Source organism: Gordonia sp. NPDC003429 (assembly GCF_053588575.1).
On record NZ_JBSFQF010000010.1, the window covers coordinates 11,066 to 36,115 of the forward strand.

The 25,050-nt window shown below is 68.4% G+C and carries 23 protein-coding genes; 8 read left to right on the plus strand and 15 right to left on the minus strand.

The window, feature by feature from the left end:
• Positions 1-3: 3 nt before the first annotated feature.
• From ACWDSI_RS13335 to mqo, 3 genes are all read right to left on the minus strand, one after another.
• The gene (locus ACWDSI_RS13335; protein WP_449747442.1) at positions 4-2,031 is read right to left on the minus strand and encodes a VWA domain-containing protein; all 2,028 of its coding nucleotides are present in this window, start codon (positions 2,029-2,031) and stop codon (positions 4-6) included.
• Positions 2,028-2,510 carry a GNAT family N-acetyltransferase gene (locus ACWDSI_RS13340; RefSeq protein ID WP_449747443.1) on the minus strand — a complete coding sequence of 161 codons (483 nt, stop codon included), beginning with the start codon at positions 2,508-2,510 and terminating at the stop codon, positions 2,028-2,030. The genes ACWDSI_RS13335 and ACWDSI_RS13340 overlap by 4 nt, the downstream gene beginning before the upstream one ends.
• A 66-nt stretch (positions 2,511-2,576) precedes the next feature.
• The gene (gene mqo / locus ACWDSI_RS13345) at positions 2,577-4,103 is read right to left on the minus strand and encodes a malate dehydrogenase (quinone) (protein WP_449747444.1); all 1,527 of its coding nucleotides are present in this window, start codon (positions 4,101-4,103) and stop codon (positions 2,577-2,579) included.
• A 365-nt stretch (positions 4,104-4,468) separates the two neighbouring features.
• On the opposite strand from mqo, the gene ACWDSI_RS13350 reads away from it, so the two are divergent.
• Positions 4,469-5,467 (plus strand): alpha/beta hydrolase, encoded by a 999-nt coding sequence (locus ACWDSI_RS13350; protein ID WP_449747560.1) that lies wholly within the window; start codon positions 4,469-4,471, stop codon positions 5,465-5,467.
• Positions 5,464-6,855, plus strand: a complete 1,392-nt coding sequence (locus tag ACWDSI_RS13355; protein WP_449756831.1) for a mycothione reductase — start codon at positions 5,464-5,466, stop codon at positions 6,853-6,855. Before ACWDSI_RS13350 ends, ACWDSI_RS13355 begins: the two co-directional genes overlap by 4 nt.
• 3 nt (positions 6,856-6,858) lie before the next feature.
• Here the strand turns inward: ACWDSI_RS13355 and ACWDSI_RS13360 are convergent, their stop codons facing one another.
• The 3 genes from ACWDSI_RS13360 to ACWDSI_RS13370 all read right to left on the minus strand — a co-directional run bounded on the left by ACWDSI_RS13360 (position 6,859) and on the right by ACWDSI_RS13370 (position 9,677).
• A complete protein-coding gene (locus tag ACWDSI_RS13360; protein ID WP_449756899.1) occupies positions 6,859-7,677 on the minus strand; it encodes an alpha/beta fold hydrolase in 819 nt (272 codons plus the stop codon).
• Between the two features lie 83 nt (positions 7,678-7,760).
• Positions 7,761-9,308, minus strand: coding sequence for a cobyric acid synthase (locus ACWDSI_RS13365; protein WP_449756832.1), 1,548 nt, complete (start codon positions 9,306-9,308; stop codon positions 7,761-7,763).
• Positions 9,309-9,317: 9 nt separating this feature from the next.
• Positions 9,318-9,677 carry a winged helix-turn-helix transcriptional regulator gene (locus ACWDSI_RS13370; RefSeq protein WP_449756833.1) on the minus strand — a complete coding sequence of 120 codons (360 nt, stop codon included), beginning with the start codon at positions 9,675-9,677 and terminating at the stop codon, positions 9,318-9,320.
• A 117-nt stretch (positions 9,678-9,794) separates the two neighbouring features.
• On the opposite strand from ACWDSI_RS13370, the gene ACWDSI_RS13375 reads away from it, so the two are divergent.
• The gene (locus ACWDSI_RS13375) at positions 9,795-10,532 is read left to right on the plus strand and encodes an SDR family oxidoreductase (protein ID WP_449756834.1); all 738 of its coding nucleotides are present in this window, start codon (positions 9,795-9,797) and stop codon (positions 10,530-10,532) included.
• 146 nt (positions 10,533-10,678) lie between these two features.
• On the opposite strand, the gene map is transcribed toward ACWDSI_RS13375, so the two are convergent.
• Positions 10,679-11,542 carry a type I methionyl aminopeptidase gene (gene map, locus ACWDSI_RS13380; RefSeq protein ID WP_449747448.1) on the minus strand — a complete coding sequence of 288 codons (864 nt, stop codon included), beginning with the start codon at positions 11,540-11,542 and terminating at the stop codon, positions 10,679-10,681.
• 166 nt (positions 11,543-11,708) lie between these two features.
• Between map and ACWDSI_RS13385 the strand changes: the two genes are divergently transcribed.
• The 3 genes from ACWDSI_RS13385 (at position 11,709) to ACWDSI_RS13395 (ending at position 14,615) form a co-directional block, all read left to right on the plus strand.
• Entirely contained in the window at positions 11,709-12,728 is a 1,020-nt protein-coding gene (locus tag ACWDSI_RS13385) for a heme/hemin ABC transporter substrate-binding protein (RefSeq protein WP_449756835.1), read from the plus strand.
• 103 nt (positions 12,729-12,831) lie between these two features.
• The gene (locus tag ACWDSI_RS13390; protein WP_449756900.1) at positions 12,832-13,839 is read left to right on the plus strand and encodes a FecCD family ABC transporter permease; all 1,008 of its coding nucleotides are present in this window, start codon (positions 12,832-12,834) and stop codon (positions 13,837-13,839) included.
• Positions 13,836-14,615, plus strand: a complete 780-nt coding sequence (locus ACWDSI_RS13395; protein WP_449747450.1) for a heme ABC transporter ATP-binding protein — start codon at positions 13,836-13,838, stop codon at positions 14,613-14,615. The genes ACWDSI_RS13390 and ACWDSI_RS13395 overlap by 4 nt, the downstream gene beginning before the upstream one ends.
• Positions 14,616-14,645: 30 nt before the next feature.
• On the opposite strand, the gene ACWDSI_RS13400 is transcribed toward ACWDSI_RS13395, so the two are convergent.
• From ACWDSI_RS13400 to puuE, 6 genes are read right to left on the minus strand one after another with little or no spacing between them, the layout of a single operon-like run.
• Complete coding sequence (locus ACWDSI_RS13400) at positions 14,646-16,481, minus strand: penicillin-binding transpeptidase domain-containing protein (RefSeq protein ID WP_449756836.1); 1,836 nt, start codon at positions 16,479-16,481, stop codon at positions 14,646-14,648.
• Between the two features lie 54 nt (positions 16,482-16,535).
• A complete protein-coding gene (locus ACWDSI_RS13405; RefSeq protein ID WP_449747452.1) occupies positions 16,536-17,372 on the minus strand; it encodes a GNAT family N-acetyltransferase in 837 nt (278 codons plus the stop codon).
• 60 nt (positions 17,373-17,432) lie between these two features.
• The gene (gene ispG, locus ACWDSI_RS13410) at positions 17,433-18,617 is read right to left on the minus strand and encodes a flavodoxin-dependent (E)-4-hydroxy-3-methylbut-2-enyl-diphosphate synthase (protein ID WP_449747453.1); all 1,185 of its coding nucleotides are present in this window, start codon (positions 18,615-18,617) and stop codon (positions 17,433-17,435) included.
• A gap of 36 nt (positions 18,618-18,653) precedes the next feature.
• On the minus strand, positions 18,654-19,880 hold the full coding sequence (locus tag ACWDSI_RS13415; protein WP_449747454.1) for a M50 family metallopeptidase: 1,227 nt from the start codon (positions 19,878-19,880) through the stop codon (positions 18,654-18,656).
• A gap of 38 nt (positions 19,881-19,918) precedes the next feature.
• On the minus strand, positions 19,919-21,091 hold the full coding sequence (dxr, locus tag ACWDSI_RS13420) for a 1-deoxy-D-xylulose-5-phosphate reductoisomerase (protein ID WP_449756837.1): 1,173 nt from the start codon (positions 21,089-21,091) through the stop codon (positions 19,919-19,921).
• A gap of 6 nt (positions 21,092-21,097) precedes the next feature.
• Positions 21,098-22,063 carry an allantoinase PuuE gene (gene puuE, locus ACWDSI_RS13425; RefSeq protein ID WP_449747456.1) on the minus strand — a complete coding sequence of 322 codons (966 nt, stop codon included), beginning with the start codon at positions 22,061-22,063 and terminating at the stop codon, positions 21,098-21,100.
• A 184-nt stretch (positions 22,064-22,247) separates the two neighbouring features.
• Between puuE and ACWDSI_RS13430 the strand changes: the two genes are divergently transcribed.
• The gene (locus ACWDSI_RS13430; protein ID WP_449747457.1) at positions 22,248-22,529 is read left to right on the plus strand and encodes a DUF2631 domain-containing protein; all 282 of its coding nucleotides are present in this window, start codon (positions 22,248-22,250) and stop codon (positions 22,527-22,529) included.
• Between the two features lie 4 nt (positions 22,530-22,533).
• On the opposite strand, the gene rlmN is transcribed toward ACWDSI_RS13430, so the two are convergent.
• Positions 22,534-23,646 carry a 23S rRNA (adenine(2503)-C(2))-methyltransferase RlmN gene (gene rlmN, locus ACWDSI_RS13435; RefSeq protein ID WP_449747458.1) on the minus strand — a complete coding sequence of 371 codons (1,113 nt, stop codon included), beginning with the start codon at positions 23,644-23,646 and terminating at the stop codon, positions 22,534-22,536.
• A gap of 30 nt (positions 23,647-23,676) precedes the next feature.
• Here rlmN and ACWDSI_RS13440 point away from each other — a divergent pair, with 30 nt between their 5' ends.
• Positions 23,677-24,054: a lipopolysaccharide assembly protein LapA domain-containing protein gene (locus ACWDSI_RS13440; RefSeq protein WP_449747459.1), complete on the plus strand. Its 378-nt coding sequence runs from the start codon at positions 23,677-23,679 to the stop codon at positions 24,052-24,054.
• A 40-nt stretch (positions 24,055-24,094) separates the two neighbouring features.
• Here the strand turns inward: ACWDSI_RS13440 and ACWDSI_RS13445 are convergent, their stop codons facing one another.
• Complete coding sequence (locus ACWDSI_RS13445) at positions 24,095-25,030, minus strand: phosphatidate cytidylyltransferase (RefSeq protein ID WP_449756901.1); 936 nt, start codon at positions 25,028-25,030, stop codon at positions 24,095-24,097.
• Positions 25,031-25,050: the final 20 nt, after the last annotated feature.

Consider the following 25,050-nt stretch of genomic DNA (forward strand, 5'->3'; position numbering starts at 1 on the left):
ACCTCAGGCCGCCGGGTGGCGGTGGCCGGGCCGTGAGGGGGTTGGCGCATCGCCGGTCAGGACTGCGGCCGACAGCTGCGACATGGGCAGGTAGGAGGCGCCGAGCCGAGCGGCGAGACGCGCGGCGAGACCCAGCCGGATCATCCCCTGTTCGCAATCGACCACCACGGCGTCGATGCCACGCTCGCGCACGGCGCTCGCGGCGGCGTCGGCCCGTGCGGCGGCATCCGGTCCCGACGTGGCGCGACCGTCGGTGAGCACGACGAGCAGCGGCCTGCGATGCGGGTCGGCGCGACGCGCACGTTCGATCAGCTCCGTCGCCGCGATCAGGCCTTCCGCGAGCGGCGTCCGACCGCCGGTGCGTTGCGCGGCCAGGCGGCGCACGGCGATGTCCACCGACCGGGTGGGCGGCACGGCGACCTCGGCGCGTGACCCGCGGGCCACCACGACGGCAACCCGGTCACGACGGGTGTAGGAGTCACGCAGCAGGTCCACGCAGACGGCGCTGACGACGCCCAGCCGTCGCCGTGCGGTCATCGACCCGCTCAGGTCGACGAGGAACACCACCAGATTGCTCTCCTGCCCGATGCGTTGGGCACCACGCAGATCGGCGGAGCCGACGCGCACGGGCACGGCCGGTGCGGTGGACCGTCCGGCGGCCTGCAGAACGGTGCCGAACAGGTGCAGCGGCGCCCCGGGAGTGAAGTCGACCGCCGCCACCGTGTGTCCACGACGACTACGCGCCCGCGACCGGCGACCGGGGTCGCCGTCGCCGATGCCCTCGACACGCAGCGGCCGCAGTCGGGTACCGGTTGCCGCCGCGGACGCCCCGAGCATCGGGCCCGACGTGCCCGCCGACCGTTCTCGCGTGTCACCGTCGGCGTCGTCGGGCGCCGGGGCCGTGTCCGCGGATTCATTCGACGCGGCATCGCGCGCGGAGGTACCGGGCGCATCAGGTCCCGGGGTACCGCCGCCCTCCGTTGCGTTTCTCGGGGTTTCTTGTTCCGGCGTCGTCCCACGGCCGGGTCCGCCGTCCGGATCCGGTTGCGGCGGTGTGTGTTCGGCAGCTTGGTCGCCTGCGGCGAGAGCGTCGTCGAGTTCGTCGTCGGTGAGGCCCGACTCGTCGAAGGGGTTGCGGCGGCGGCGATGCGGCAGCGCCAGTTCCACGCCCACCCGCACGTCGTCGGCGCACACCGCGTCACGCCCGCACAGCGCGGCGTGCGCCGCCGCGGCGCGGGCAACCACGATGTCGCCGCGGAGCCCGTCGACTTCCAGATGCGCGCAGATGGCTGCGATTCGGCGCAGCTCGGGTACCGGCAGATCCACCGACGTCACCCGCAGGCGCGCCCGCGCGATGCGTTCGGCCAGCTCCGCCTCGGCCGTGGCGTGACGGGCGGCGAAACCCGCCGGGTCCGCGTCGAAATCCATACGGCGACGGATGATCTCGACTCGCTCGTCCACATCGTGGCCGGCCGTGACATCGACGGCGAGGCCGAACCGGTCGAGCAACTGGGGACGCAGTTCACCCTCCTCGGGATTCATCGTCCCCACCAGCACGAAATCGGCGGACTGAGTGTGCGAGATGCCGTCGCGTTCGATCGTGACGCGTCCGCTGGCAGCGGCGTCGAGCAGCACGTCGACGAGATGATCGGCGAGCAGATTGACCTCGTCGATGTAGAGCACCCCGCCGTCGGCCCGCGCGAGCAGGCCGGGCGTGAACTCGGCGCGGCCGTCCCGCAGCACCGCGGTGAGGTCGAGCGAACCCACCACACGGTCCTCGGTGGCCCCGATCGGTAGCTCGACGACGCGACCGGTGTGCGCATCGTCGTCGCCGACCGCGAGCAGCGGCCCCAGGGCACGCACGATCGTCGATTTCGCGGTGCCCTTCTCCCCGCGGATGAGCACTCCGCCGATCCCGGGCGACACCGCGCACAGGATGAGTGCCAGTTTCAGCTGCTCCTGGCCGACGACGGCGGTGAACGGGAACCGGACGGGGGCGGCGGTCTCGCCGGTGACCTCGACGGTGGTCATGGCAGCTCCGGATGCGCGCGCGGCCCCACACGCAGCATCGAGACGTGCGGGATTCCGTCTTCGAGGTACTCGTCGCTGTCGACGACGAACCCGAACTGTGCGTACATCTCGGTGAGATAGCTCTGCGCCTCGATCCGGCAGGGATGCTCCCCGACCTCGGCCAGCGCGGTCTCGAGCAGTCGTGCGGCCAGTCCCTCGCCCCGGTGGCCGCGCGCGGTGCACACACGCCCGATGCGGAACAGCGGCGTGTCGTCGGCGGAGGGCTCGTCCTCGAGCAGCCGCAGCGTGGCGACGACGGTTCCGTCCTCGTCGCTCACCCACAGATGCCTGGTGGTGAGCTCCAGGTCGCGCCCGTCGAGTTCGGGATACGGGCACGACTGTTCGACCACGAAGACGTCGACGCGCAGCCGCAGAATGCCGTAGAGCGTGGTCGGATCGACGTCGGTGGACCAACGCCGGTGAAGCTGCACACCACCCATCATGATGTCGTCACTATCACACCGAACACGAGTTTTCACGCCCCGGCATCCGGCGACAGCTCGAGATCAACCCGCAGACACCGGCTCGAGGTCGGGCGTCGCGCTCTCGGTCACGTCGCGGCGCAGATTCAGGCTGTTACTCGTCCAGTCCCACACCTGTCGGAACAGGTCACGATCGTCGGACAGCTTCTTGCCGAACGACGGGATCATCTCGACGAGTTTGGGCGTCCACCGCTCGTAATCGCGGGGGAAGCACTGTTCGAGCACCGACAACATCGCGGGCACCGCGGTCGACGCACCCGGCGAGGCGCCGAGCAGACCGGCCATCGTGCCGTCGCCCGCTGCCACCACCGCGGTGCCGAACTCGAGCTTGCCGCCGACACCGGTCTTGCGGATCACCTGGACTCGCTGGCCGGCGGTGATGAGCTCCCAATCGTCGCCGACGGCCCGCGGCACGAACTCCCGCAACGTGTCGACGCGGTCGTCGCGGCTCGCGGCGAGCTCGCTGATCAGGTACTTGAGCAGACCGAACTCCTGCGGCGCCACCGACAGCATCGGCAACATGTTGCTGGGCGTGACCGACTCGATCAGGTCGGTCATCCTGCCGCTCTTGAGGAACTTCGGCGACCATCCCGCGTACGGGCCGAAGAGCAGTCCGGGCTTGTGGTTGATCACCCGGGTGTCGAGGTGGGGCACCGACATCGGCGGCGCACCCACCGCGGCCTGCCCGTAGACCTTGGCCTGATGCTCGGCGATGAGTTCGGGGTTGGTGCAGCGGAAGAACTCTCCCGACACCGGGAACCCGCCGAAGCCCTTCGCCTCGGCGATACCGGACTTCTGCAGCAGATGCAGCGCGCCGCCGCCTGCACCGACGAAGACGAATTTGGCGTGCACCGAGCGCTTCTCGCCGGTGCGCAGGTTGCGGACCTTCACGATCCAGCTGCCGTCGGACTGCTTGGACAGGTTGGTCACGGCGTGACCGAAGTAGATGTCGCCGCCGGTGGACCCCACGTAGTTGAGCAGTTTCTGGGTGAGCGCCCCGAAGTCGACGTCGGTGCCCTCGGTGAACCAGTTGAGGGCGACGGGGTCATCGAAGTCACGCCCGGCCGACATCAGCGGCAGCCGCGCACTGAACTCGGCCGGATCGCTGATGAACTCCATCCCCTCGAACAGGGTCTGCGACGAGAGCGCCTCGTGACGCTTGCGCAGGTAGTCGACGCCCGCCTCACCGTGGGTGAAGCTCACGTGCGGGATCGGGTTGATGAACTCGTCGGGCGAGGAGATGACACCGTTGTCCACCGCGTGGGCCCAGAACTGCCGGGACACCTGGAACTGCTCGTTGATCGCGAGCGCCTTGGTGATGTCGACGCCGCCGTCGGCGGTTTTGGGCGTGTAGTTCAGTTCACACAGCGCCGAGTGCCCCGTGCCGGCGTTGTTCCACGGATCGCTGCTCTCCGAGGCGGCCGCGTCGAGCCGTTCGAACAGGCTGATGGACCAGTCCGGCTGCAACTGCCGCAGCAACGTCCCGAGCGTGGCACTCATGATGCCCGCGCCGACTAACGCCACATCCGTCTCGATCACCGATTCAGACACCTGGTCCCCACTTCAAGACTCCGTTGACAACAGCACCGTTGTGGCTGCCCGGGCGCTCGTCACCCGTTGTTCTTCCATTGTTGCCCATCCTGGCCGGTGGACCGGAATCGCCTCCGTCAACTGTGGTCCGGATGACACTTGACGAGGTCCGCAGTGGTGCTGAGCGTGCTCCGCCGACACCCTCCCCGCATCACCGGGCAGCACGGCGATCACGCGGCACGGTCACTAGACTCGGTGCCGTGACTGTGTCCCGCTCGCCGGATGCCGACGGCTCTTCTCCTGATGCCGACGACTCTCCTGATGCCGACGACTCAAGGGTTTCCCGAACCGGATGGCAACCCGACCATTTCCTCGACCACTACGAACTGCGCACCTTCGACCTTGGCGTCGACCCGGACGGTGAAGGAGAGATCACCTCCACCCTCATCCGCAAGCCGAACGCCACCCGCGGCGTGATCCGGGGCGCGGTGCTCTACGTACACGGGTTCACCGACTACTTCTTCCACGAGCCGCTCGCCGATCATTTCCACCACCGCGGCTACGCGTTCTATGCCATCGACCTGCGCAAATGTGGCCGGTCGCGGCAGCCGCAGCACACCCCGCACTTCACCACCGACCTGGCCCGCTACGACACGGAACTGCGGCTGGCCCTCGACGCGATCGGCGCCGAACTGGGTACCGAAACCCCGGTGCTGGCGGCCGCGCACTCCACCGGCGGGCTCGTCACGGCGCTGTGGCTCGACCGGCTGCGACGCACCGACCCCGACCGTCACGCCCGCATCGACGGACTGATCCTCAACAGTCCGTGGCTGGATCTGCAGGGCTCGCCGTCGCTGCGCACCTATCCGGTGAGCATGTTCATCAAGTCGGTCGCAACCGTGGCGCCCAAGCGGGTGATTCCCCGTGAGTTGTCGGCGGCCTACGGCGAGAGCCTGCATGCCGAGTCGTACGGCGAGTGGAGCTACGACCTCACGGCCAAGCCGCTCGGCGGGTTCCCGGTGACCTTCGGATTCCTCGACGCCGTGCGCAGCGGGCAACGTCGTCTGCACCGCGGCATCGACACCGGTGTGCCGTCGTTGGTGCTGCGCTCGGACAAGACCACATTCGCCCGCACCTACTCGCCGGCGATCGATGTCGCCGATGCCGTCCTCGACGTCACGCAGGTCGCCCGTTGGAGCGGGTGTCTGGGCAACCATGTGACCGTCACGCCGATCCCCGATGCCCGCCACGACGTGTTCCTCTCGGTTCCGGCGGCCCGCGACGCCGCCTACCGCGCGCTCGACACCTGGCTGGACACCGTCATCGACGGCGGCGCGCCCGCGACGACCGTTTCCGCCGCGGCACCGGCGGGCACCGCCCGGTGAGCCCCGCACAGACCGTCGATCTGGCGATCATCGGATCCGGCAGCGGTAACTCCATTCCCGACCACCGCTTCTCCACCAGGTCCATCGCGATCTTCGAGGAGGGCACCTACGGCGGAACCTGCCTCAACGTGGGCTGCATCCCGACAAAGATGTTCGTGTACGCCGCCGATGTCGCCGCAATCGCCTCCGACAGTGACCGATTCGGCGTGCACGCCCACGTCGACAAGGTGGATTGGCCGGCCATTCGCGACCGCGTGTTCCGCCGCATCGACCCGATATCGGCCGGTGGCCTCGCCTATCGCACCGCCAGCGAGCACATCACCGTCTACCCACAGCACGTCGAGTTCGACGGCCGTGATCCCGACGGCCTCTACCGGCTCGTCACCGCGAGCACGGTGGTACGTGCTCGTGAGGTGGTCCTCGCGGCCGGATCCCGACCGATCATCCCGGCATCGATCCGCACCGCCGGGGTGACCTACCACACCAACAACGACGTGATGCGCCTGGACACACTGCCACGCAGCATGGTGATCGTCGGAAGTGGTTACATCGCAGCCGAATTCGCGCATGTGTTCGCGGCCCTGGGAACCCGGGTGACCGTGCTCGCCCGCGGCGACACGTTGCTGCGCAAGCTCGACCGCGACATCTCGGCACGCTTCACCGACGCGGCGCGGGCCCAGTGGGACGTGCGCTTGTGCGCCCACATCGCCGAGGCCACGGATCTGCCGGACGGGGGTGTACGGGTCACCCTCGCCGACGGCACGCACGTCGATGCCGAGGTGCTGCTGGTGGCGGTGGGACGCCAACCCAACGGCGATCGGCTCAACCTCGGATCGGTGGGCATCGATCTCGACGACATGGGACGGGTGATCTGCGACCGCCACGGCCGCACCGCGGCACCCGGCGTGTGGACGTTGGGCGACGTCAGTTCGCCCTACCAGCTCAAACATGTCGCCAACCACGAGGAACGTGTGGTCCAGGCCAACCTGCTCAAGGGTTGGGACGCAACCGATCTGGACTCCTTCGACCATCGCTTCGTGCCGGCCGCGGTGTTCACCCACCCGCAGATCGCCGCCGTGGGACTGACCGAGGCACAGGCCGTCGACGCCGGTCTCGATGTCGCGGTGAAGATCCAGGCCTACGGCGACGTGGCCTACGGGTGGGCGATGGAGGACAGCACCGGGTTGTGCAAGGTGATCGCCGATCGCGCGACCGGACAGCTGGTGGGCGTGCATATCGTGGGGCCGCAGGCACCCACGGTGATCCAGCCCGCGATTCAGGCGATGTCCTTCGGGCTCGGGGTCTCGGAGATGGCACGCGGCCAGTACTGGATTCACCCGGCAATGCCCGAGGTGCTGGAGAACGCGCTGCTCGGGCTCGACCTCTGACCCTCAGAACACCGCCGAACGCAGCGCGATCTCGCTCGCGAGTTCTTTGGGGGCGTGCTGCGGTATCCAGTGGTCGATGTCGGCGAGTTCGCACAGGCGGTACTCGCCGTACACGTAGCGGCCGGTCCCCTCGGCCTGGTCGCGTCCCAACGCGGTGTCGGCGGCGCTCCACAGCAGCGTGGTGGGGATCTCCACGGGCGGGCACGCCAGGGTGGCCGCGATGTCGCCGGTGAAGTTGGCGCGATACCAGTTCAGGGCGGCGGTCATCGCGCCGGGCGATGTGAGCGGCGCGAACTCCTCGGCGGTCACCCCGGCCCGGCGGAGCAGCACACCGTTGCGCGCCAACAGGTTCTTCTCCGCGCCGTCGGCGATGAAGTCCTTGATGTAGGCCGATTTCTCCCGCTGGTCGCCATTCTGCAGTGCGTCGCGCATGGCCGAGGGGTGACCTGTGCTCGCCGCGATCAGCGCGGTGAACCGATCGGGGTGCTTTCCCGCGAGATGCCACGCGACGATGCCTCCCCAGTCGTGGCCCACCAGGATCGCGTACGGGATCTCGAGTGCATCGAGAATTCCGAGGGCGTCGTCGACGAGGGCGGACAACCGATAGGGCTCGACGCCGTCCGGTCGAGCGCCGGCACTGTAGCCGCGCTGATCGAACACGACGGTGCGCAGCCCCGACTCGTGCAGCCGCGGAACCACGTCGCGATAACACATGCTGTTGACCGGGAATCCGTGCAACAACAACACCCACGGTCCCTGGTCCGGTCCCCCGACGTGCACCGTGAAGGTGAGGTCGCCGACGGTGATCTCACGCCGCTCCATGTCCACGCCTGCAAGCGTAGCCGGGCCCGAACGGATCGAGTACGTGAAAGTCTCGCGAAGAGACCACCCCGACATCGGTGAGATCAGTGACCGTCGACCAATCCGTGCGTGATCGTGGGGAGGCACCGATCGGCGCCCGCGGCCAGGATGTCGAGGACGGCGTCCATATCCAGATGGGTGCTGATCAGATCGGCGATCAGATCGAGTTGCGATTCCCGGATCGCGGACACATCGGTGTCGGGGGCCACCCGGAATGCGGCCTTGCCCGCCTCGACGGCCACGTCGCGCAGAAACTCCCGACGGAATCCGTCGTTGGCCAGAAGTCCGTGCCAGTGGGTTCCCCACACGCTCCCCGAGACCGCGCCCTCCGGTCCGTGCTCGTCGTCGACGAGCCACGTGTGTCGGGCCGGTGCCACCACTCGTCCGTGATGGATCTCATACCCGGTGACCGGTTGTGCGGCAACGACTCCCCGTGTCCTGCGCAGGATCTTGCGTTTGTCGAACCGGATGTCGACGTCGAGCAGTCCCAGCCCCGTCGCGCCACCGTGAGGTGACTCCACCGCATCCTCGATATGCCGTGCGAGCATCTGAAACCCGCCGCACACACCGAGGACCGGGGCACCCCGGGCGGCACGATCGGCCAGTGCGACGTACAGCCCGCGCCGCCGCAACCACGCCAGGTCGGAGACGGTGGCCCGGGTACCGGGCAGCACGACGAGGTCGGCCGCATACACCGACCCGGGGTCGTCGACCCAGGTGACGTCGACACCGGGTTCGCACGCCAGCGCCTCGACATCGGTGGAATTGGAGATGCGGGGCAGTCGGATCGCGGCGACGTCGAGACGCAGACCCGACGGGTCGGTGTGCGGCCGTGACGTCGGCCCCACACGCCGCCCCACCGGGACCGCCAGCGAATCCTCCGCGTCGATCCACAGGTCGTCGGCGTAGGGCAGCACGCCCAGGGTCGGGCGCCCGGTGAGCCTACGCAACGCGTCGAGGCCGGGGTCGAGAATGGCGCGGGCACCGCGGAACTTGTTGATCACGTACCCGGCGACGAGAGCCTGATCGGCCGCGTCGAGGATCGCGGTGGTACCGAAGAGATGCGCCAGCGAGCCGCCGCGGTCGATGTCGGACACCAGCAGCACCGGGATACCCGCCGCCCGGGCGAACCCCATGTTGGCGATGTCGGAACCGCGTAGGTTGATCTCGGCCACCGACCCGGCACCCTCGGCGACGACGACATCGAAATCGGCACGTAGCGACTCGAATTCGGCGATCACCACGTCGCGCAACTCGCGTCGCCGCGAGGCGTAGTCGATGGCGCCGACATCGCCGGCGGGAGCACCCCGCACCACCACATGCGAGCGCGAATCGGCACCGGGCTTGAGCAGCACCGGATTGAACCTCGTCGACGGCTCGAGTCCACATGCGGCCGCTTGCAACGCCTGCGCACGGCCGATCTCACCGCCGTCGAGGGTGACCACCGAGTTGTTCGACATGTTCTGCGCCTTGAACGGCGCCACCCGCACACCGCGGCGGGCCAGCACCCGGCACAGACCGGCCACCACCAGACTCTTGCCCGCGTCGGAACTGGTACCGCCGATCAGCAGCGCACCGCGTAAGTCGGCCACCCCGCGACCCTACCGGTCGCGATGGCGACGATTGGCGGCCTCGACTTCGGGTACGTGATCCTCGGCCCACGCACGTACCGCCGCGAGCGGTTCCAGCAGCGAGAGTCCCAGCGACGTCAGCGCGTACTCCACGTGCGGTGGCGACCCGCCGTGATCGATGCGGTCGACGAGACCGTCGTATTCGAGCGCGCGCAACGTCTCGGTGAGCACCTTCGGGGTGATGCCGTCGATATGTGTCTTGAGCGCGGTGAACCTCATCGGCCCGCCGGACAGCGCGGTGACCACGAACACCGTCCAGCGTGCTCCGATGCGGTGCAGCACCATCCGGCTCGGACACGTCGGCGCCATCACGTCGTACGCCTTGGACATCGTGGTTCCTCCGGTTCGGTCATTCCTTCAGGTGGGAGACGGTTTCGTTGAAGATACCGGTATCAAATCCATACCGTTGCCGGTGTTCATCGTACGCATCGTGAAGGGAGCAGGGTCATGAGTGGATCCAAGGTCATGAGTGGATCGCTGTCGGGAAGCACGGTCCTCGTCGTGGGCGGGGCACGCACGCTCGGTCTTGCCATCGCGCACCGCGCCGACGAGGCGGGCGCCTCGGTCATCGTCGCCGCCCGGGAGCTGCCGGCGGCCGAGAAGGCGGCCACGGAACTGTCGCGCGGGCGCGCCATCGCGCTCGACGTGACCGACGAGGAGTCGATCCGCGCCGCCGCCGCCGAGGTGGGGCCGATCGATCATCTGGTGTCCACTGCCGCCGCGCACCACAATGTGCCGGTCACCGATCTCGAGCACCGCAAGGTGGTGACCGCGTTCGAGGCCAAGGTGATCGGTCCGATGCTGCTGGCCAAGCACTTCGCGCCGAAACTGTCACCGACCGGATCGATCGTCCTGTTCTCCGGCGTCGCGGCGTGGAAGCCCGAACCCGGCTACGCGGTCATGGGGATCACCAATGGGGCCGTGTCGTTCGCGGCCAGTCATCTCGCGCGTGAACTCGCGCCCATCCGGGTGAATGCGATCTCGCCGGGCATCGTCGACTCCGGTACATGGGACGCCATGCCCCAAGCCGATCGGCAGGCGTTCTTCGACGGCGTCGCCGAAGGTAATCTGGCCGGTCGCGTCGGCTCGGTCCACGACATCGTCGACGCCGCCGAATGGCTGCTCACCGCCGGGTTCGTCTCGGGCGAGACGATCCACGTCGAAGGCGGTGCGCGCAGCGCATAGCCGCGTCCGTCGAGCGTGCCCAAAACTCCGTCGAGCGTGCCCAAACCGAGGTCGAGAGGGCCCAGGTGGGCACGCTCGACGGGAATCTGGGCACGCTCGACGGGAATCTGGGCACGCTCGACGGGGATCGGGGCACGCTCGACGGGTCAGTTGTCGGGGACGGTGAGAATCTCCGCGCCGCTGTCGGTCACCAGGATGGTGTGCTCGAACTGGGCGGTCCACTTCTTGTCGGCGGTGACCACCGTCCAGCCGTCGTCCCACATCTCCCAGGGGAGATCACCGAGATTGATCATCGGTTCGATGGTGAACACCATGCCGGGTTCGATCACGGTGTCCACGTTGGGCTGGTCGTAGTGGAGCACCACCAGGCCGTTGTGGAAGGTCTCCCCGATCCCGTGACCGGTGAAATCGCGAACGACGCTGTACCCGAAGCGGTTCGCGTACGCCTCGATGACCCGTCCGATCACATTGAGTTCGCGCCCCGGCTTGACCGCCTTGATCGCGCGTTCGGTGGCGATCCGGGTGCGCTCCACCAGATCCCGCGCCTCCTGCGACACGTCACCGGCGAGGAAGGTGGCGTTGGTGTCACCGTGGGCCCCGTCGATATACGCGGTGACGTCGATGTTGACGATGTCACCGTCGGCGATCACGGTGGAGTCCGGGATGCCGTGGCAGATCACCTCGTTCAGCGACGTGCAGCACGACTTCGGGAAGTCCTTGTAACCGAGCGTCGACGGATAGGCACCGTGGTCGATCATGTAGTCGTGCGCGATGCGGTCGAGTTCGTCGGTGGTCACGCCGGGCGCGACGGCCTTACCGGCCTCGGCGAGTGCGTTGGCCGCGATCTTGCTCGCCACCCGCACCTTCTCGATGACCTCGGGCGTCTGCACCCAGGGTTCGTGTCCCTCGTTGACCTTCGGTTTCCACACGTATTCCGGCCGCTCGATCGAGTCGGGCACGTGACGAATCGGGGACATCGTCCCGGGTCGCAGGGCTTCGCGCACACTCATGCCATCCAGCTTAGGGCGCCACGCCACCCGTCTGCGATCCCCGCTCCCCCGGCACCCCGGGGCGATCGGCCCCTGAGTAAGGTGACACTAAGGCACTTCGTGCCGGGTATCCGGTCGCCGTGCTCACGGATGCGGAGGGATACAGGCGGTGACACGGATGCGGGGGATGACAATCTCCGCGACGATCGCGGTACTGGTCGTGGCACTCGGCCTCGCCGGATGCACCACGGCGCCGATCGACCAATCCGGCGGTTCCGTGGCCGCCACCGCCCATCTGCGCAACGGGCCGTCGACGGCCACCCTGCCGACCGCCGACGTCGTGCCGGTGACCACCGACCCCGCGATCACCCTTCCTGCGACCGTCGACTCGGTGGGCCACGGCACGGTCACCGTCACCGACACCAGCCGCATCATCGCGGTCGACCGCAACGGCACCCTCGGCAACATCGTGTTCTCGCTGGGATTGGGACCGAAAGTGGTGGGCCGCGACACCTCCACCGCCTTCCCGGCCGCCGCGAAACTCCCGCTGGTCACCACGAACGGGCACACGCTGAGCGCCGAGGCGGTCCTCGCGCTGAACCCGACGGTGGTGCTCGTCGACGAATCGACCACGCCGCCGGGTGCCGTCGATCAGATCCGCGCCGCGGGCATCCCCGTCGTCGCATTCACCTCGCAGCGGACTATCGCGAACACCCCAACGCTGATCCGCGCGGTGGCGGCGAGCCTGGGAGTGGTACCCGCCGGCGCACAGCTCGTCACCCGCACCGAGCGTGAGATCGCCGCGGCCGAGGCCACCGTGCCCCGTCCGTCGGGTGATCCCCGCATGGCGTTCCTCTACATTCGCGGGCCGCGCCTGGTGCTGTTGTCGGGGCCGGATTCGGGTGCCGACGATCTCATCGCCGCACTCGGCGGACGGGACGCCGGAACGGCCGCCGGGCTGACCGCTGCGTTCACCCAGATCACCACCGAGGCGCTGCTCGCCGCGAATCCCGACGTGATCCTGGTGATGACGCAGGGCGCCGATTCGGTCGGCGGCATCGACGGCGTGCTGTCACTGCCGGGTGTGTCGCAGACCAACGCGGGTAAGGCCCGCCGCGTGGTCGAGATGGACGAGACCGAGATACTCGCCTTCGGCCCGGACACCGGCAACGTGATCGCCGCCCTGAGCCGGGCCATCTACCGGTGATGGGACACGTGTGACCGGGCAGCCACCGGCGACACCACCGCGAACCGAACGGCCCCGGCGTGCAGGACGGGTCCGTGGCGCTCGGGTGTCCGGTCCCGTCGTCATGGCTGTGCTGGTGGTGTCGACGCTGCTGGTGGTGGTCATCTCGGCCGCCGTCGGTCAGGTCCACATATCGCCCGCGGAGGTCCTGGGCAGCCTTGCCCACCACTTCCATCTGCCGTGGGGGCCGCTGCCCGCGAACCCGCTCGGTGAGTACACGCTGTGGAATGTGCGATTCCCGCGCATCGTGATGGGCCTGGTCGTGGGAGCCGCCCTCGGCGCCGGCGGCTGCCTCATGCAGGGCGTGCTGGGCAATCCGCTCGCCGAACCCGGCGTGGTCGGCGTGTCCGCGGGCGCCGCCGTGGGTGCGGCACTGATGATCGTGATCGGCGGTGTGGGCGTCAACGGCTGGGCACTGGCGGGGGCGGCCTTCGTGTTCGCGCTCGGCACGGCCGCCGCGGTGTACGTGCTCTCGCTGCGGGATGGATCGTCCTCGGCGATCATGCTGGTCCTCACCGGGATCGCGGTGAATGCGTTTGCCCTCGGGATCATCGCCTATCTCACGTTCATCGCGTCCACCACCGCCCGCGAACAGATCGTGTTCTGGCAGCTGGGATCGCTCGAAGGCGTCGGGTGGGCGCAGGTGTGGGTGGCGTTGCCTCTCGTGGTGGCGGCGGTCGCGGCATCGTTTCTGCTCGTGCACAAACTGGATCTACTGGGACTCGGCGAGATCTCGGCCGCCTCACTGGGCGTCAACGTCGAGGTGGTGCGACGCCAGGTGATCGTACTGGTGGCCATCCTCACCGCCGCGGCGGTCGCGTTCACCGGGATCGTCATGTTCGTCGGGCTGATCGTGCCGCACCTGATGCGCCTTGTCGTGGGACCGCGTCACGCGGTCCTGTTGCCGGCCAGCGTGATCGGCGGCGCTCTCGTCCTGGCGGCGGCCGACCTCGCCGCCCGTACCGTGATGCCGCCCGCGAGCCTGCCGCTCGGCGTGTTCACCTCGCTGGTCGGCGGACCCGTGTTCTTCGTCCTGCTGCGCCGCGCCCGCAACGCGGGAGCCGGCTGGTGACGGCACACGCGGGCCTGTCCGCTGACGGTGTGTCGGTGACCCTGGACGGTCGCCCGGTGGTGCACGACGTGTCGTTGCACGTCGCCCCCGGCGAACTCGTGGTGCTCGTCGGGCCCAACGGATGCGGCAAGTCCACTCTGCTGACGACGCTGGCGGGGTTGCGGCGGCCCACCGCGGGCCGCATCGTCATCGCCGGGCACGACGTGGGCGCCACCGCGCCTCGGGAGCTGGCCCGGCTGCGGTCGATGGTCACCCAGCAGAACCGGACCGACACCCCGTTCACCGTTGCCGAGGTGGTGCAGATGGGCCGCTACCCGTGGCTGCGCACTCCGCAGGCCGCCGATTCGCCGACGGTGATCGCCGAATCGATGCGGCTGTGCGAGCTCGACGAGATCGCCGATCGGCCCTTCGGACAACTCTCCGGCGGACAGCAGGCGCGCGTCTCACTGGGTCGCGCGCTGGCCCAGAACACCCCGGTGATGCTGCTCGACGAACCGACCGCGGCCCTCGACATTCACCATCAGGAGACGGTGCTCGACATTCTGCGCGGCCACCGGGATCGTGGCGCCGCCATCCTGCTCGTCGTGCACGACCTCTCCCTGGCGGCCGCATATGCCGACCGGGTGGCGCTGATGAAGGACGGCACGCTGCTCGGGGTGGGAACCGTCCGGGAGGTGATGACCGCGGAACGTCTCTCGGCGACGTACGGCCATCCCGTGGAGGTCCTCGACCACCCGCTCACCGGAGCACCGATCATCATCCCGCGCCGAAGCTGATCGGTGGTGCCGATCGCGCGCACCGGCCGCTCAGGGACGCGGCGACGCCGCGTATCCGGGCGGCAGGAAGTTGAAGAAGTCCCGGGTGACGCCGACCGCGTTGTTCGAATCCCCGCCGCGCACGACGAGGGTGGCGAAGGCGAGATCACCGCGGTAGCCGGCGAACCAGGCGTGTGATCCGCCATTGAACTCGGCCTCACCGGTCTTGCCGTAGATCTCGCCCTCGTCGGCGATGGTGGTTCCGGTACCGCTGGTCACCACGGCACGCATCATCGGCCGTAGCTGTGCGATCACACCCGGTTCGAGCGTGGGCGTGGGACCGGTGACCTGTGTCTTCTTACCCAGAATGAGTTGCGGCACAGGAGCTTTGCCATTGTTGGCGACGGTGGCGGCAACCAGCGACAGGCCGAGTGGACTCACCAGCACCTTGCCCTGCCCGAACCCGTCCTCACTGCGGGCCACCAGATCGTTCGCGATGGGCACCGACCCGGACACCGCGTCGAGTCCGGCGATCGCGTACTGCTGGCCCACGCCCATGGCGGCGGCGGTGTTCGCCAGGTCCGACGGACCCATCTGGCTGGCGAGATGGGCGAACGTGGTGTTGCACGAGTCGGCGAAGGCGGTCAGCATCGGCACGGTGCCCAGCGAGAACGAATCGTAGTTGGGGATCAGGCGCGGACCGATCTGGATCTCGCCGGGACACGGCACCATGCTGTCGGGGTGCGCGAGGTCGCGGCGGATCGCGGTGGCCGCGGTGACCATCTTGAAGGTCGAGCCCGGCGGGTAGAGGCCGGTGGTCGCGATCGGTCCCTGGCTGTCGGCGGCGGAATTCTGGGCCACCGCGAGGATGTGCCCGGTGGAGGGCTGCACGACGACCATGGCGATCTGGAATCGGTTGGTGGCGTTGACCGCTCGTTGCGCGGCCTGCTGCACGGTGCGGGACAGACTCAACGAGATCGACGGGGCGGGTGACGCCGCATGGTCGGTGAGGACGTCGGCGTCGAGGCCGTTGGGGTTGACGGTGACGATGCGCCACCCGACCCGGCCGTCGACCTCGTCGTCGACCACCTTGCGAACCTGGGTGAGCAGTGCGGGCGCGAAACCGGGATCGGTCGGCACGAGTTCGGCCTGCTCGTTGTGGACCACCCCGGGAGTCGCCAATTGGTCACGCAGACGGTCGAAGTCGGCGTGGCTGAGCCGCGTGATGGGGTACTCGCCGTCGGTGGCGGTGGATTCCTCGGCGATCTTCTGCGCGTCCAGCGACGGTTCGAAGGGCCGTAGCACCGACACCAGTCGGGTGACCGAATCGGCCACCGAACCTCCCGCCGCAGCCTTCTGGGCGTCGAAGTTGATACCGACCACCGACCCGTTGGCCATGACCTCCGACCCGTCGGCCTCGTTCACGGTGGCCCGCGGCGCCTCGACGATCCGCATCGAGAGCCGCTGGTTGGCGCCGAGGTCGGGATGGATGTCGGTCGATGTCCAGCGGACCGTCCAGCCCGCATCCGAGCGGCCCATCTTCACCGTCGCGGGGTAGGTCCACTCCCGCCCGCGCGGCAGTTCCCAGTGGTAGGTGACGTCGATGTCGGCGGTGTCCCCGTTGATGTCCGCTTTGCCGGTGGTGTAGGTGAAACCCTTGGCCGACAGACCATTCCACGCCGACGCCAGACCTTTGGTGGCCTGATCGGGATTGTCGGTGAAACCGGCGGCGGCAGCGACGTCGTTGCGACTGTAGGCGGACATGAACTTCTCGACGGCCTGGCGTGGTCCGTCGTCGGCGGTGGCGCACGCGGTCACGCCGGTCAACAGCACAGCACTGACCGCCACACCCACCACGGGAACCACACGACGCCTCACATGCACCATCGAACGAAATACTAGGGGGCATCGGGCCCCGGGCCGGGGAGGCTCGCAGGCGTTTCAGTCGACGAGCACCGTGGCGAACGTGCCCACCTCGGTGAACCCCACACGTTCGTAGACGGCGCGGGCGGGCAGATTGAAGCTGTTGACGTACAGGCTCGGCGTCCGGCCCTGCGCGGCGACGGCCGCAGCGACCGCGGCGGTGCCCGCGGCACCCACGCCCTGCCCACGCACACACGGGTCCACCCACACGCCCTGAATCTGCCCGACGCGGCGCGAGAGCGAGCCGATCTCGGCCTTGAACACGACCCTGCCGTGATCGAATCGGGCGAACACGCGCTGCGCCGAGATGAGCGATGCCAACCGTCGGCGGTAGGAGCGGCCACCGTCGCCGGCACGCGGATCGACCCCCACCTCCCCGATGAACATCTCGATCGCGGCGGGCAGGTAGGCGTCGAGGTCGTCGAGGGTGACCTGTCTGACCAGCGGGTCCGGCGCCACCTGCGGCGGCCCGGCGAGTGCGAGCAGAGGCTGCACCGGTCGCACCTCCCGGGCCGGACCCCAGCCGGGGCAGAGGCGCTCCCACGCGGCGAGCACCATGTCGGCGTCACCGACCACCGACGAGCAGACCCTGGGTCCCGACATGGCGCGGTCGGCGAAATACTCCATCGCGGAGGCATCGCCGAGCAGTGGGATCAGGTTGGCACCGGAGAAGCACAGCGAGGTCGACGGATGGTCGGCGGTCCACAACTCGCCACCGAGCAGCCGGGGATCGATCCCATGCGTCTCGAATCTGGCCGCGACCATGCACATGGCAACCGGATCGGAGGCGAGCACACGGGCCACCGTCGGCGCATCGCGCGCACCGAGCGGCCTATCGCCCAACAGCTTCAGCACCCGCGCTCCTCCGTCGCACCGAACCGAGTGTCGACCGCGCCGGGCGCCACCGATGCGACGCTAGGAGACGGTCACGACAGGAGATCCGACCTGTCCTTGTCCAGTCTCCCCTGATTGTTCCGCAATTCGCAGCGCTTCGTCTATCAGCGTCTCGACTATTTCGGCCTCGGGAACGGTCTTGATCACCTCGCCCTTGACGAAGATCTGGCCCTTGCCATTACCCGATGCCACCCCGAGGTCGGCCTCACGGGCCTCGCCGGGACCGTTGACGACGCAGCCCATCACCGCCACGCGCAACGGCACCTCCATGCCCTCAAGCCCGGCGGTCACCGCGTCGGCGAGTTTGTAGACGTCCACCTGCGCACGCCCACATGAGGGACACGACACGATTTCGAGCTTGCGGGGGCGCAGGTTGAGCGACTGCAGGATGGCGTCGCCGACCTTGATCTCCTCGGCCGGTGGCGCCGACAGCGACACCCGGATGGTGTCGCCGATGCCCTGGCTGAGCAGCGAACCGAAGGCCACCGACGACTTGATGGTGCCCTGGAAGGCGGGCCCCGCCTCGGTGACACCGAGATGCAGCGGGTAATCGCACTGGGCGGCAAGCTGGCGGTAGGCCTCCACCATGATCACCGGGTCGTTGTGCTTCACCGAGATCTTGATGTCGCCGAAGCCGTGCTCCTCGAACAGACCCGCCTCCCACAGCGCGGACTCCACGAGCGCCTCGGGGGTGGCCTTGCCGTACTTCTGCATGATGCGTTTGTCGAGCGAGCCCGCGTTGACCCCGATCCGAATCGGGATTCCCGCTTCGCCGGCGGCCTTGGCGACCTCCTTCACCCGGCCGTCGAACTCCTTGATGTTGCCGGGGTTGACCCGCACCGCGGCGCATCCGGCGTCGATCGCGGCGAAGATGTACTTGGGCTGGAAGTGGATGTCGGCGATCACCGGGATCTTCGACTTCTTGGCGATGATCGGCAGCGCGTCGGCGTCCTCCTGGCGGGGACACGCGACTCGCACGATGTCGCAGCCGGACGCGGTGAGCTCCGCGATCTGCTGCAGGGTGGCGTTGATGTCGTGTGTCTTGGTGGTGGTCATCGACTGCACCGACACCGGGTAGTGGCTGCCCACGCCGACCGAGCCGACGTGGATCTGGCGGGTCTTGCGACGCGGGGCGAGCACCGGCGGCGGCGCCTCGGGCATCCCCAATCCGATGGCGACGGGGCCGCCGGTGGTGGGTGCGTTCATGTCAGGCTCCTCGGAACTTCGAAAGACTCGGGACCATCAGAAGATCTTGATGGGATTGACGATATCGGCGGTGAGTGTCAACACCATGAATCCGGCCATCACCACCACGACGGCGTAGGTGATGGGCATCAGCTTGTAGTAGTCCACGGGACCGCCGGCAGCGCGTCCACGCCACCGCCTAAGCGTGTCGCGGCCCTTCTGGTAACCGACGATCGCCATGTGCCCGCCATCCAAGGGTAGTAGCGGCACCAGGTTGAACAAGCCGAGGAAGAAGTTGATGCTGATCAGCAGCAGCAGGAACACACTCCACTGCCCGTGCTCGACGGTCTGCCCGCCCATCACCGACGCACCGTAGACGCTCACCGGGGTGTCGGCGGCACGCTCGCCACCGGTGACCGCGGTCCACAGTCCACCGACCTTGGACGGCAGCGAGATCAGTGCCTTGAAGGTCTCCACCAGCAGTTGGCCGGTGAACACGAAGGTGCCCGGAACCGCACTGAGCGCGGTGTAGTGCGTGACCGGCTCCGGGGGCGCGTCGAGTTGCACGCCGATGGCGCCGACCGTGACAGGCTTGAGCGATCCGTCGGGCTGCTTCTGCATCCGTTGCACCTGGGTGACCGGCACGTCGAGCGTCTGGGTGGTGTCACCACGCTTCACCTCGAGCTGCGCGGTGCCCGTCGTCTTCCAGGTGGTGGTGATGAGGTCGGCGTTGTTGACCACCGGGTGGCCGTTGATCGCGACGATCTGGTCGCCGGGCCGTAACCCGGCGGCCGCGGCGGGACTGTCGCCGGTGCACGCCACCGGCTCGCCCTTGGCGTCGGTCGTCGCCGCAATGCAGGTGGCGCGGTCGACGTACACCGCGGCGTGGTCGGCGTCCGGGCCGATCTTGGGCAGCCCCCATCCGACGGCCACGATGAAGACCAGCACCAGTCCCAGCAGGATGTTCTGGGCGGGTCCGGCGGCGAGCACCACCAGCCGTTTCCACGGCTTCTGCAGGTACATCGCACGGTCGCGTTCGTCGTCGGTGAGTTCCTCGTAGGGCGTCATCCCGGCGATGTCGCAGAATCCGCCGAGCGGCAGCGCCTTGATGCCGTACTCGGTCTCCCCGCGACGGGTGGACCAGAGGGTGGGGCCGAAGCCGACGAAATAGCGGCGGACCTTCATTCCGGTGGCCTGAGCGGCCCACATGTGGCCGCATTCGTGCCACGCGACCGAGATCACCAGCGCCAGCGCAAACAGCACCACGCCGATCGCGAAACTCACCTATCACTCCATTCGACGGCTGTGTCCGGGGCCGACGCTCACCGCGGGTCCCGCTCGACCAGCTCCGCCGCCCTCATGCGGGCCCACCGGTCGGCGGCCAGGACCTCATCCACAGTACCCGGCGCCACGCGCCACTCGTCGGCGTCGGAAAGCACCTCGCCGACGATCTCGACGATCCGCGGGAATCTGATCGCACCGCGGAAGAAACCGTCGGCGGCCGCCTCGTTGGCGGCGTTGAACACCGCGGTGAGGCTGCCGCCGGCGCGCCCGGCCTGCCGGGCGAGATCGATCGCCGGGAACACCTCGTTGTCGACGGGTTCGAACGTCCACGCCGATGCGGTGGAGAAGTCGCAGGCACCCGACGCCCCGGGCACCCGGTGCGGCCAGTGCAGGGCCAGAGCGATGGGCAGCTTCATCGACGGCGGCGACGCCTTGGCGATGGTGGCACCGTCGACGAAGGTCACCATGGAATGCACGATCGACTGTGGGTGCACGGTGACGTCGATGCGGTCGTAGTCGACGCCGAAGAGCAGGTGCGCCTCGATGACCTCCAGCGCCTTGTTCACCAGGGTGGCCGAGTTCAGCGTGATCAGCGGACCCATCGACCAGGTGGGATGTTTTCCGGCCTGCTCGGGCGTGACGTGCTCGAGATCGGCGCGACTCCACCCCCGGAACGGTCCGCCGGACGCGGTGAGCACCAGCCGGTCCACCTCGGCCTCCGAGCCGGCGCGCAGGCACTGCGCGATCGCGGAATGCTCGGAATCGACCGGCACGATCTGCCCCGGAGCCGCCGCGTCGAGGACCAGCGATCCACCGGCCACCAGTGACTCCTTGTTCGCGAGTGCCAGCCGCGCCCCGGATTCGAGCACTGCGAGACTCGGCCGCAATCCGATCGAGCCGACCACGGCGTTGAGCACCACGTCGGCCTCGACGGTCTCCACCAGCCGGCACATCGCGTCGGGCCCGCCGAGCACACCGTCGCCGATGTCGGCGGCGAGTTTCTCGGCCGCTTCCGGGTCGGCCACGGCCACGCGATCCGATCGCAGCCCGTGGTCGCGGACCTGGGCGCCGAGCGTGTCGAGGGATGCGCCGCCCGCGCCGAGCCCGACGACCTCGAACAGGTCGGGGTTGTCGGCGATGACCTCGAGGGCCTGCACCCCGATCGATCCGGTGGAACCCAGGATCAGTACGCGTGTCCTCACGCCGACCATTGTGACTCAGGCTGGTGGATGCACCGAGCGCCAGTGCTCGGCGATGTCGATACGCCGGGCGATCCAGACACCGTCGTGACCGCCGATGTGGTCGAGGAAGCGTTCGAGACTCGCCAACCGCGCCGGCCTGCCGGCGAGCCGGCAGTGCAGTCCCACCGAGAGCATTTTGGGCGCTCCTTCGGCACCCTCGCGGTAGAGAACGTCGAACGCGTCGCGCAGGTGGGCGAAGAACTGCTCGCCCGACGGGAACCCGCCGGGCGAGGCGAAACGCATGTCGTTGGTGTCCAGGGTGTAGGGCACGACGAGATGATCGACCTGCTCGGTGACCGCGCCGACCGTTCGCGGCACCCGAACCCAGTACGGAAGGTCGTCGGCGTAACTATCGGAGTCGTAGACGAAACCGCCGTACTCGACCACCAGGTCGCGCGTGCGCGGTGAGTCGCGGCCGGTGTACCAGCCCAGCGGACGGCTGCCGGTGATCTCGGTGAGCAACTCGACGGCGGCGCGCATGTGCTCGCGTTCCACGTGTTCGTCGACCATCTGATAGCTCAACCACCGGTAGCCGTGGCACGCGATCTCGTCGCCCCGCTCGACGAACGCCGCGGCCGCCTCCGGGTTGCGGGCCATCGCCTGTGCCACGGCGAAGACGGTCAGCGGCAGACCGCGCCGTTCGAAGGCTCGCAGGATGCGCCACACCCCGGCGCGTGACCCGTACTCGTAGAGCGACTCCATGCTCATGTGGCGGTTGGGAAATGATTGCGCACCGACCATCTCCGAGAGGAAGGTCTCACTGCCCCGGTCGTTTTCGAGGACGTTGTTCTCCGAACCCTCCTCGTAGTTGAGGACGAACTGCACCGCGATCCGGGCGTCGCCGGGCCAGTGCGGGTGGGGGGGATTCGCGCCGTACCCGACCATGTCGCGGGGATAGTCCTCGGCTCGGTAGTCGGCGAGAGAACGCGTGGAAGAGAGCATGGCGGCATTCTGTCAGCATTGGCGTCATACGGCTTGGCGGCATCGGCGTCATACGGCTTGGCGGCATCGGCGCCGTACGGCTTGGCGCGTGCCGTGCGACAGCGGAGTTCGGGTGCCGCTATGCTCGTCCTGAACTACTACCGATCGTCAGACTCTTCTGACGCCCGCGCAGTGAGGAGCCACCGTGGCAAGCACCGAGGTCGAGCACAGCAGCGATACTCACTCGGGGGAGATCGACACCGGGTGGCGGCGCGAACCCGCCGACGCGCCGTCGGCGCGCTTCGGATGGTTCGGCATTCCGCGGACACCGGCGATCATCGCCGGGTGGTTCTGTGTGGCGGCACTGCTGTTCATGCTGATCGGCAACCAGGTGGGCCACGTCGAGGACATCTACCTGATCGCGATCGCCCTGGTTCTCGCGCTAGTGCTGCTCTACAAGATGTTCCAGAAGAAGAAGTGGAGCTGACCGGCTAGACGCCGGTCTCCTCCGCGGCGAGCTGACCGCACGCGGCGGCGATCTCCTGCCCCCGTGTGTCACGCACGGTGCACGACACCCCCTGCGCGCGCACCCGCCGCACGAATTCGCGCTCCACATCCTTGGGACTGGCGTCCCACTGCGAACCCGGGGTCGGGTTGAGCGGGATCAGGTTGACGTGGACCAGCGACCCGAGGGCACGGTGAAGTTTGTCGCCGAGCATGTCGGCCCGCCACGGCTGGTCGTTCACGTCGCGGATGAGCGCGTACTCGATCGACACCCGGCGACCACTGGTCTCGGCGTAATAGCGCGCGGCCTCGAGTACCTCCGACACCGACCATCGGTTGTTCACCGGCACCAGGGTGTCGCGCAGTTCGTCGTCGGGGGTGTGCAGCGAGACCGCCAGCGTCACCGCGAGAGCCTCGTCGGCGAGGCGGCGGATGGCCGGGGCCAGACCCACGGTGGACACCGTCACCGATCGCGCCGAGATCCCCAGTCCCTGCGGGGCGGGTGAGGTGATCTGGCGCACCGCCGACACCACCCGCTTGTAGTTGGCGAGCGGTTCGCCCATGCCCATGAACACCACGTTCGACAGCCGTCCGGGCTCACCGAACTCGCCGTCGCGCAGGGCGCGGGCGGCGGCACGCACCTGGTCGACGATCTCGGCCGTCGACAGGTTGCGGTCGAGGCCGCCCTGTCCGGTGGCGCAGAACGGGCAAGCCATGCCGCAGCCCGCCTGGCTGGAGATGCACAATGTGTTGCGGTCGGGATAGCGCATGAGCACGCTCTCGAGCAGCGTGCCGTCGTGCAACCCCCACAGCGTTTTCCGGGTGCTGCCGTCGTCGCAGGAGATGTGCCGGATCGGTGTGAGCAGCGTCGGGAACAGTGCGTCGCCGACCACGTCGCGGGCCGACGCGGGCAGGTCGGTCATCTCCTCGACGTCACCGGTGAGCCGACCGTAGTACTGACGGGCGAGCTGGTCGGCGCGGAATCTCGGCAGACCGAGTTCGGCCAGCGCCGCCACGCGGCCGGCCTGATCGAGGTCGGCGAAATGTGTCGGCGGAAGTCCTCTGCGTGGCGCGTCGAACACAAGCGGCAATGAGGTCATTGGCCCATTGTCGCATGTCATGATGTGTGTATGACCAATCCCGATGAGCGCCCCGACATGCCGGCCGACGAGCCGGCGATCGACCCCGCACAGCATCAGGCGTTGCTCGCCGAGCGCGCAGAGTTGCGCGCCACCGTCGACAAGGTGAAACACACGCGGACGCGGGCGACCTTCGCCGGAATGGTCATCGGCGCGGTGATCCTGATCCTGCTGCTGGTGTTCATCCTGCAGAACCTGAAGTCACAGAAGATCGAGCTGTTCTTCTGGGAGGTCAATCTCCCGGTGGGTGTGAGCGTGCTGATCGCGGCCATCGCCGGCGCCCTGATCGTGGCGATCGCGGGCGGCGCCCGAACCCTTCAGCTCAGCCGCGCGCTGAAAAGGGCGAACGCAGGCACGCCACCCGAGTGACGCGGGTGAATGCGCATTCCCGCACCCGTCGGGAGGGCGATCACAGCAGCGCGGTCAGTACCGCCCAGACGATGAAGGCCGACGGCAGCAGCGAGTCGAGCCTGTCCATGATGCCGCCGTGCCCGGGTAGCAGGGTGCCCATGTCCTTGATCCCGAGATCGCGTTTGACCTGCGATTCCACCAGATCGCCCAGGGTGGCGCAGATGACGAGGACCGGCCCGAGCACCAGTCCGATCCACCAGACGCTGTCGATGAGGAACACCACCGAGCAGACCGCGCCGACGGTGCCGACGACCAGCGACCCACCGAGTCCCTCCCACGACTTCTTGGGGCTGATCGCCGGTGCCATCGGATGCTTGCCGAAGAGGACTCCCGCCGCGTAGCCGCCGACGTCGGAGCACACCACGACGATCATGAGGGTGGCCACACGCGCCGCACCGTGATCGGCGATGACCAGCAGCGCACCGAAGGACGCCAGCAACGGCAGCCAGGCGAGCACGAACACCGTCACCGACAGATTGGGCAAGTAGTTCTGCGGCGCGTGCGCGATGCCCTGCGCGAGCAGCATCCACACCATGCACACGAGGACGGTGGACACGAAGGCGACGAGGATCCCGGTGGTCCCCCACGGCCAGCCCGACCAGATGATCGCCTGCCCGCCGACCAGCAGTGGCCACAGCGCGACGTCGTAACCGCCCGAGCGCAGCCGCTTGGCGACCTCCCAGGTGGCAATGGCGAAGGCGACCGACACCACGCCGTACCAGACCTTGGGCGCAAACAGCAGGATGAGGATGATCGACACGCCCAGGGCGACGCCGACACCGATCGCGGCGGGCAGGTCGCGGCCGGCCCGCGACTTCTTCGCCGGTGCCGGCTTCTTCTGCACCGGAGCCGACGCGTCGCCGCCCGTCCCGGTCACCGGCTCGCCGTCCGAGCCTCCCGAAGGAGTCGGATTGGGCGGCGAATCGGTGGCCATGGTGTCGGAGATGTCCTGAC

Excerpts from the sequence above, each read along its gene's own strand:
- ACWDSI_RS13335 (WP_449747442.1), bottom strand. The coding sequence starts at position 2,031 with ATGACCACCGTCGAGGTCACCGGCGAGACCGCCGCCCCCGTCCGGTTC.
- ACWDSI_RS13340 (WP_449747443.1), bottom strand. The coding sequence starts at position 2,510 with ATGGGTGGTGTGCAGCTTCACCGGCGTTGGTCCACCGACGTCGATCCG.
- ACWDSI_RS13360 (WP_449756899.1), bottom strand. The coding sequence starts at position 7,677 with ATGGAGCGGCGTGAGATCACCGTCGGCGACCTCACCTTCACGGTGCAC.
- ACWDSI_RS13370 (WP_449756833.1), bottom strand. The coding sequence starts at position 9,677 with ATGTCCAAGGCGTACGACGTGATGGCGCCGACGTGTCCGAGCCGGATG.
- ACWDSI_RS13375 (WP_449756834.1), top strand. The coding sequence starts at position 9,795 with ATGAGTGGATCCAAGGTCATGAGTGGATCGCTGTCGGGAAGCACGGTC.
- map (WP_449747448.1), bottom strand. The coding sequence starts at position 11,542 with ATGAGTGTGCGCGAAGCCCTGCGACCCGGGACGATGTCCCCGATTCGT.
- ACWDSI_RS13385 (WP_449756835.1), top strand. The coding sequence starts at position 11,709 with ATGACAATCTCCGCGACGATCGCGGTACTGGTCGTGGCACTCGGCCTC.
- ACWDSI_RS13390 (WP_449756900.1), top strand. The coding sequence starts at position 12,832 with ATGGCTGTGCTGGTGGTGTCGACGCTGCTGGTGGTGGTCATCTCGGCC.
- ACWDSI_RS13400 (WP_449756836.1), bottom strand. The coding sequence starts at position 16,481 with ATGGTGCATGTGAGGCGTCGTGTGGTTCCCGTGGTGGGTGTGGCGGTC.
- ispG (WP_449747453.1), bottom strand. The coding sequence starts at position 18,617 with ATGAACGCACCCACCACCGGCGGCCCCGTCGCCATCGGATTGGGGATG.
- dxr (WP_449756837.1), bottom strand. The coding sequence starts at position 21,091 with ATGGTCGGCGTGAGGACACGCGTACTGATCCTGGGTTCCACCGGATCG.
- puuE (WP_449747456.1), bottom strand. The coding sequence starts at position 22,063 with ATGCTCTCTTCCACGCGTTCTCTCGCCGACTACCGAGCCGAGGACTAT.
- rlmN (WP_449747458.1), bottom strand. The coding sequence starts at position 23,646 with ATGACCTCATTGCCGCTTGTGTTCGACGCGCCACGCAGAGGACTTCCG.
- ACWDSI_RS13440 (WP_449747459.1), top strand. The coding sequence starts at position 23,677 with ATGACCAATCCCGATGAGCGCCCCGACATGCCGGCCGACGAGCCGGCG.
- ACWDSI_RS13445 (WP_449756901.1), bottom strand. The coding sequence starts at position 25,030 with ATGGCCACCGATTCGCCGCCCAATCCGACTCCTTCGGGAGGCTCGGAC.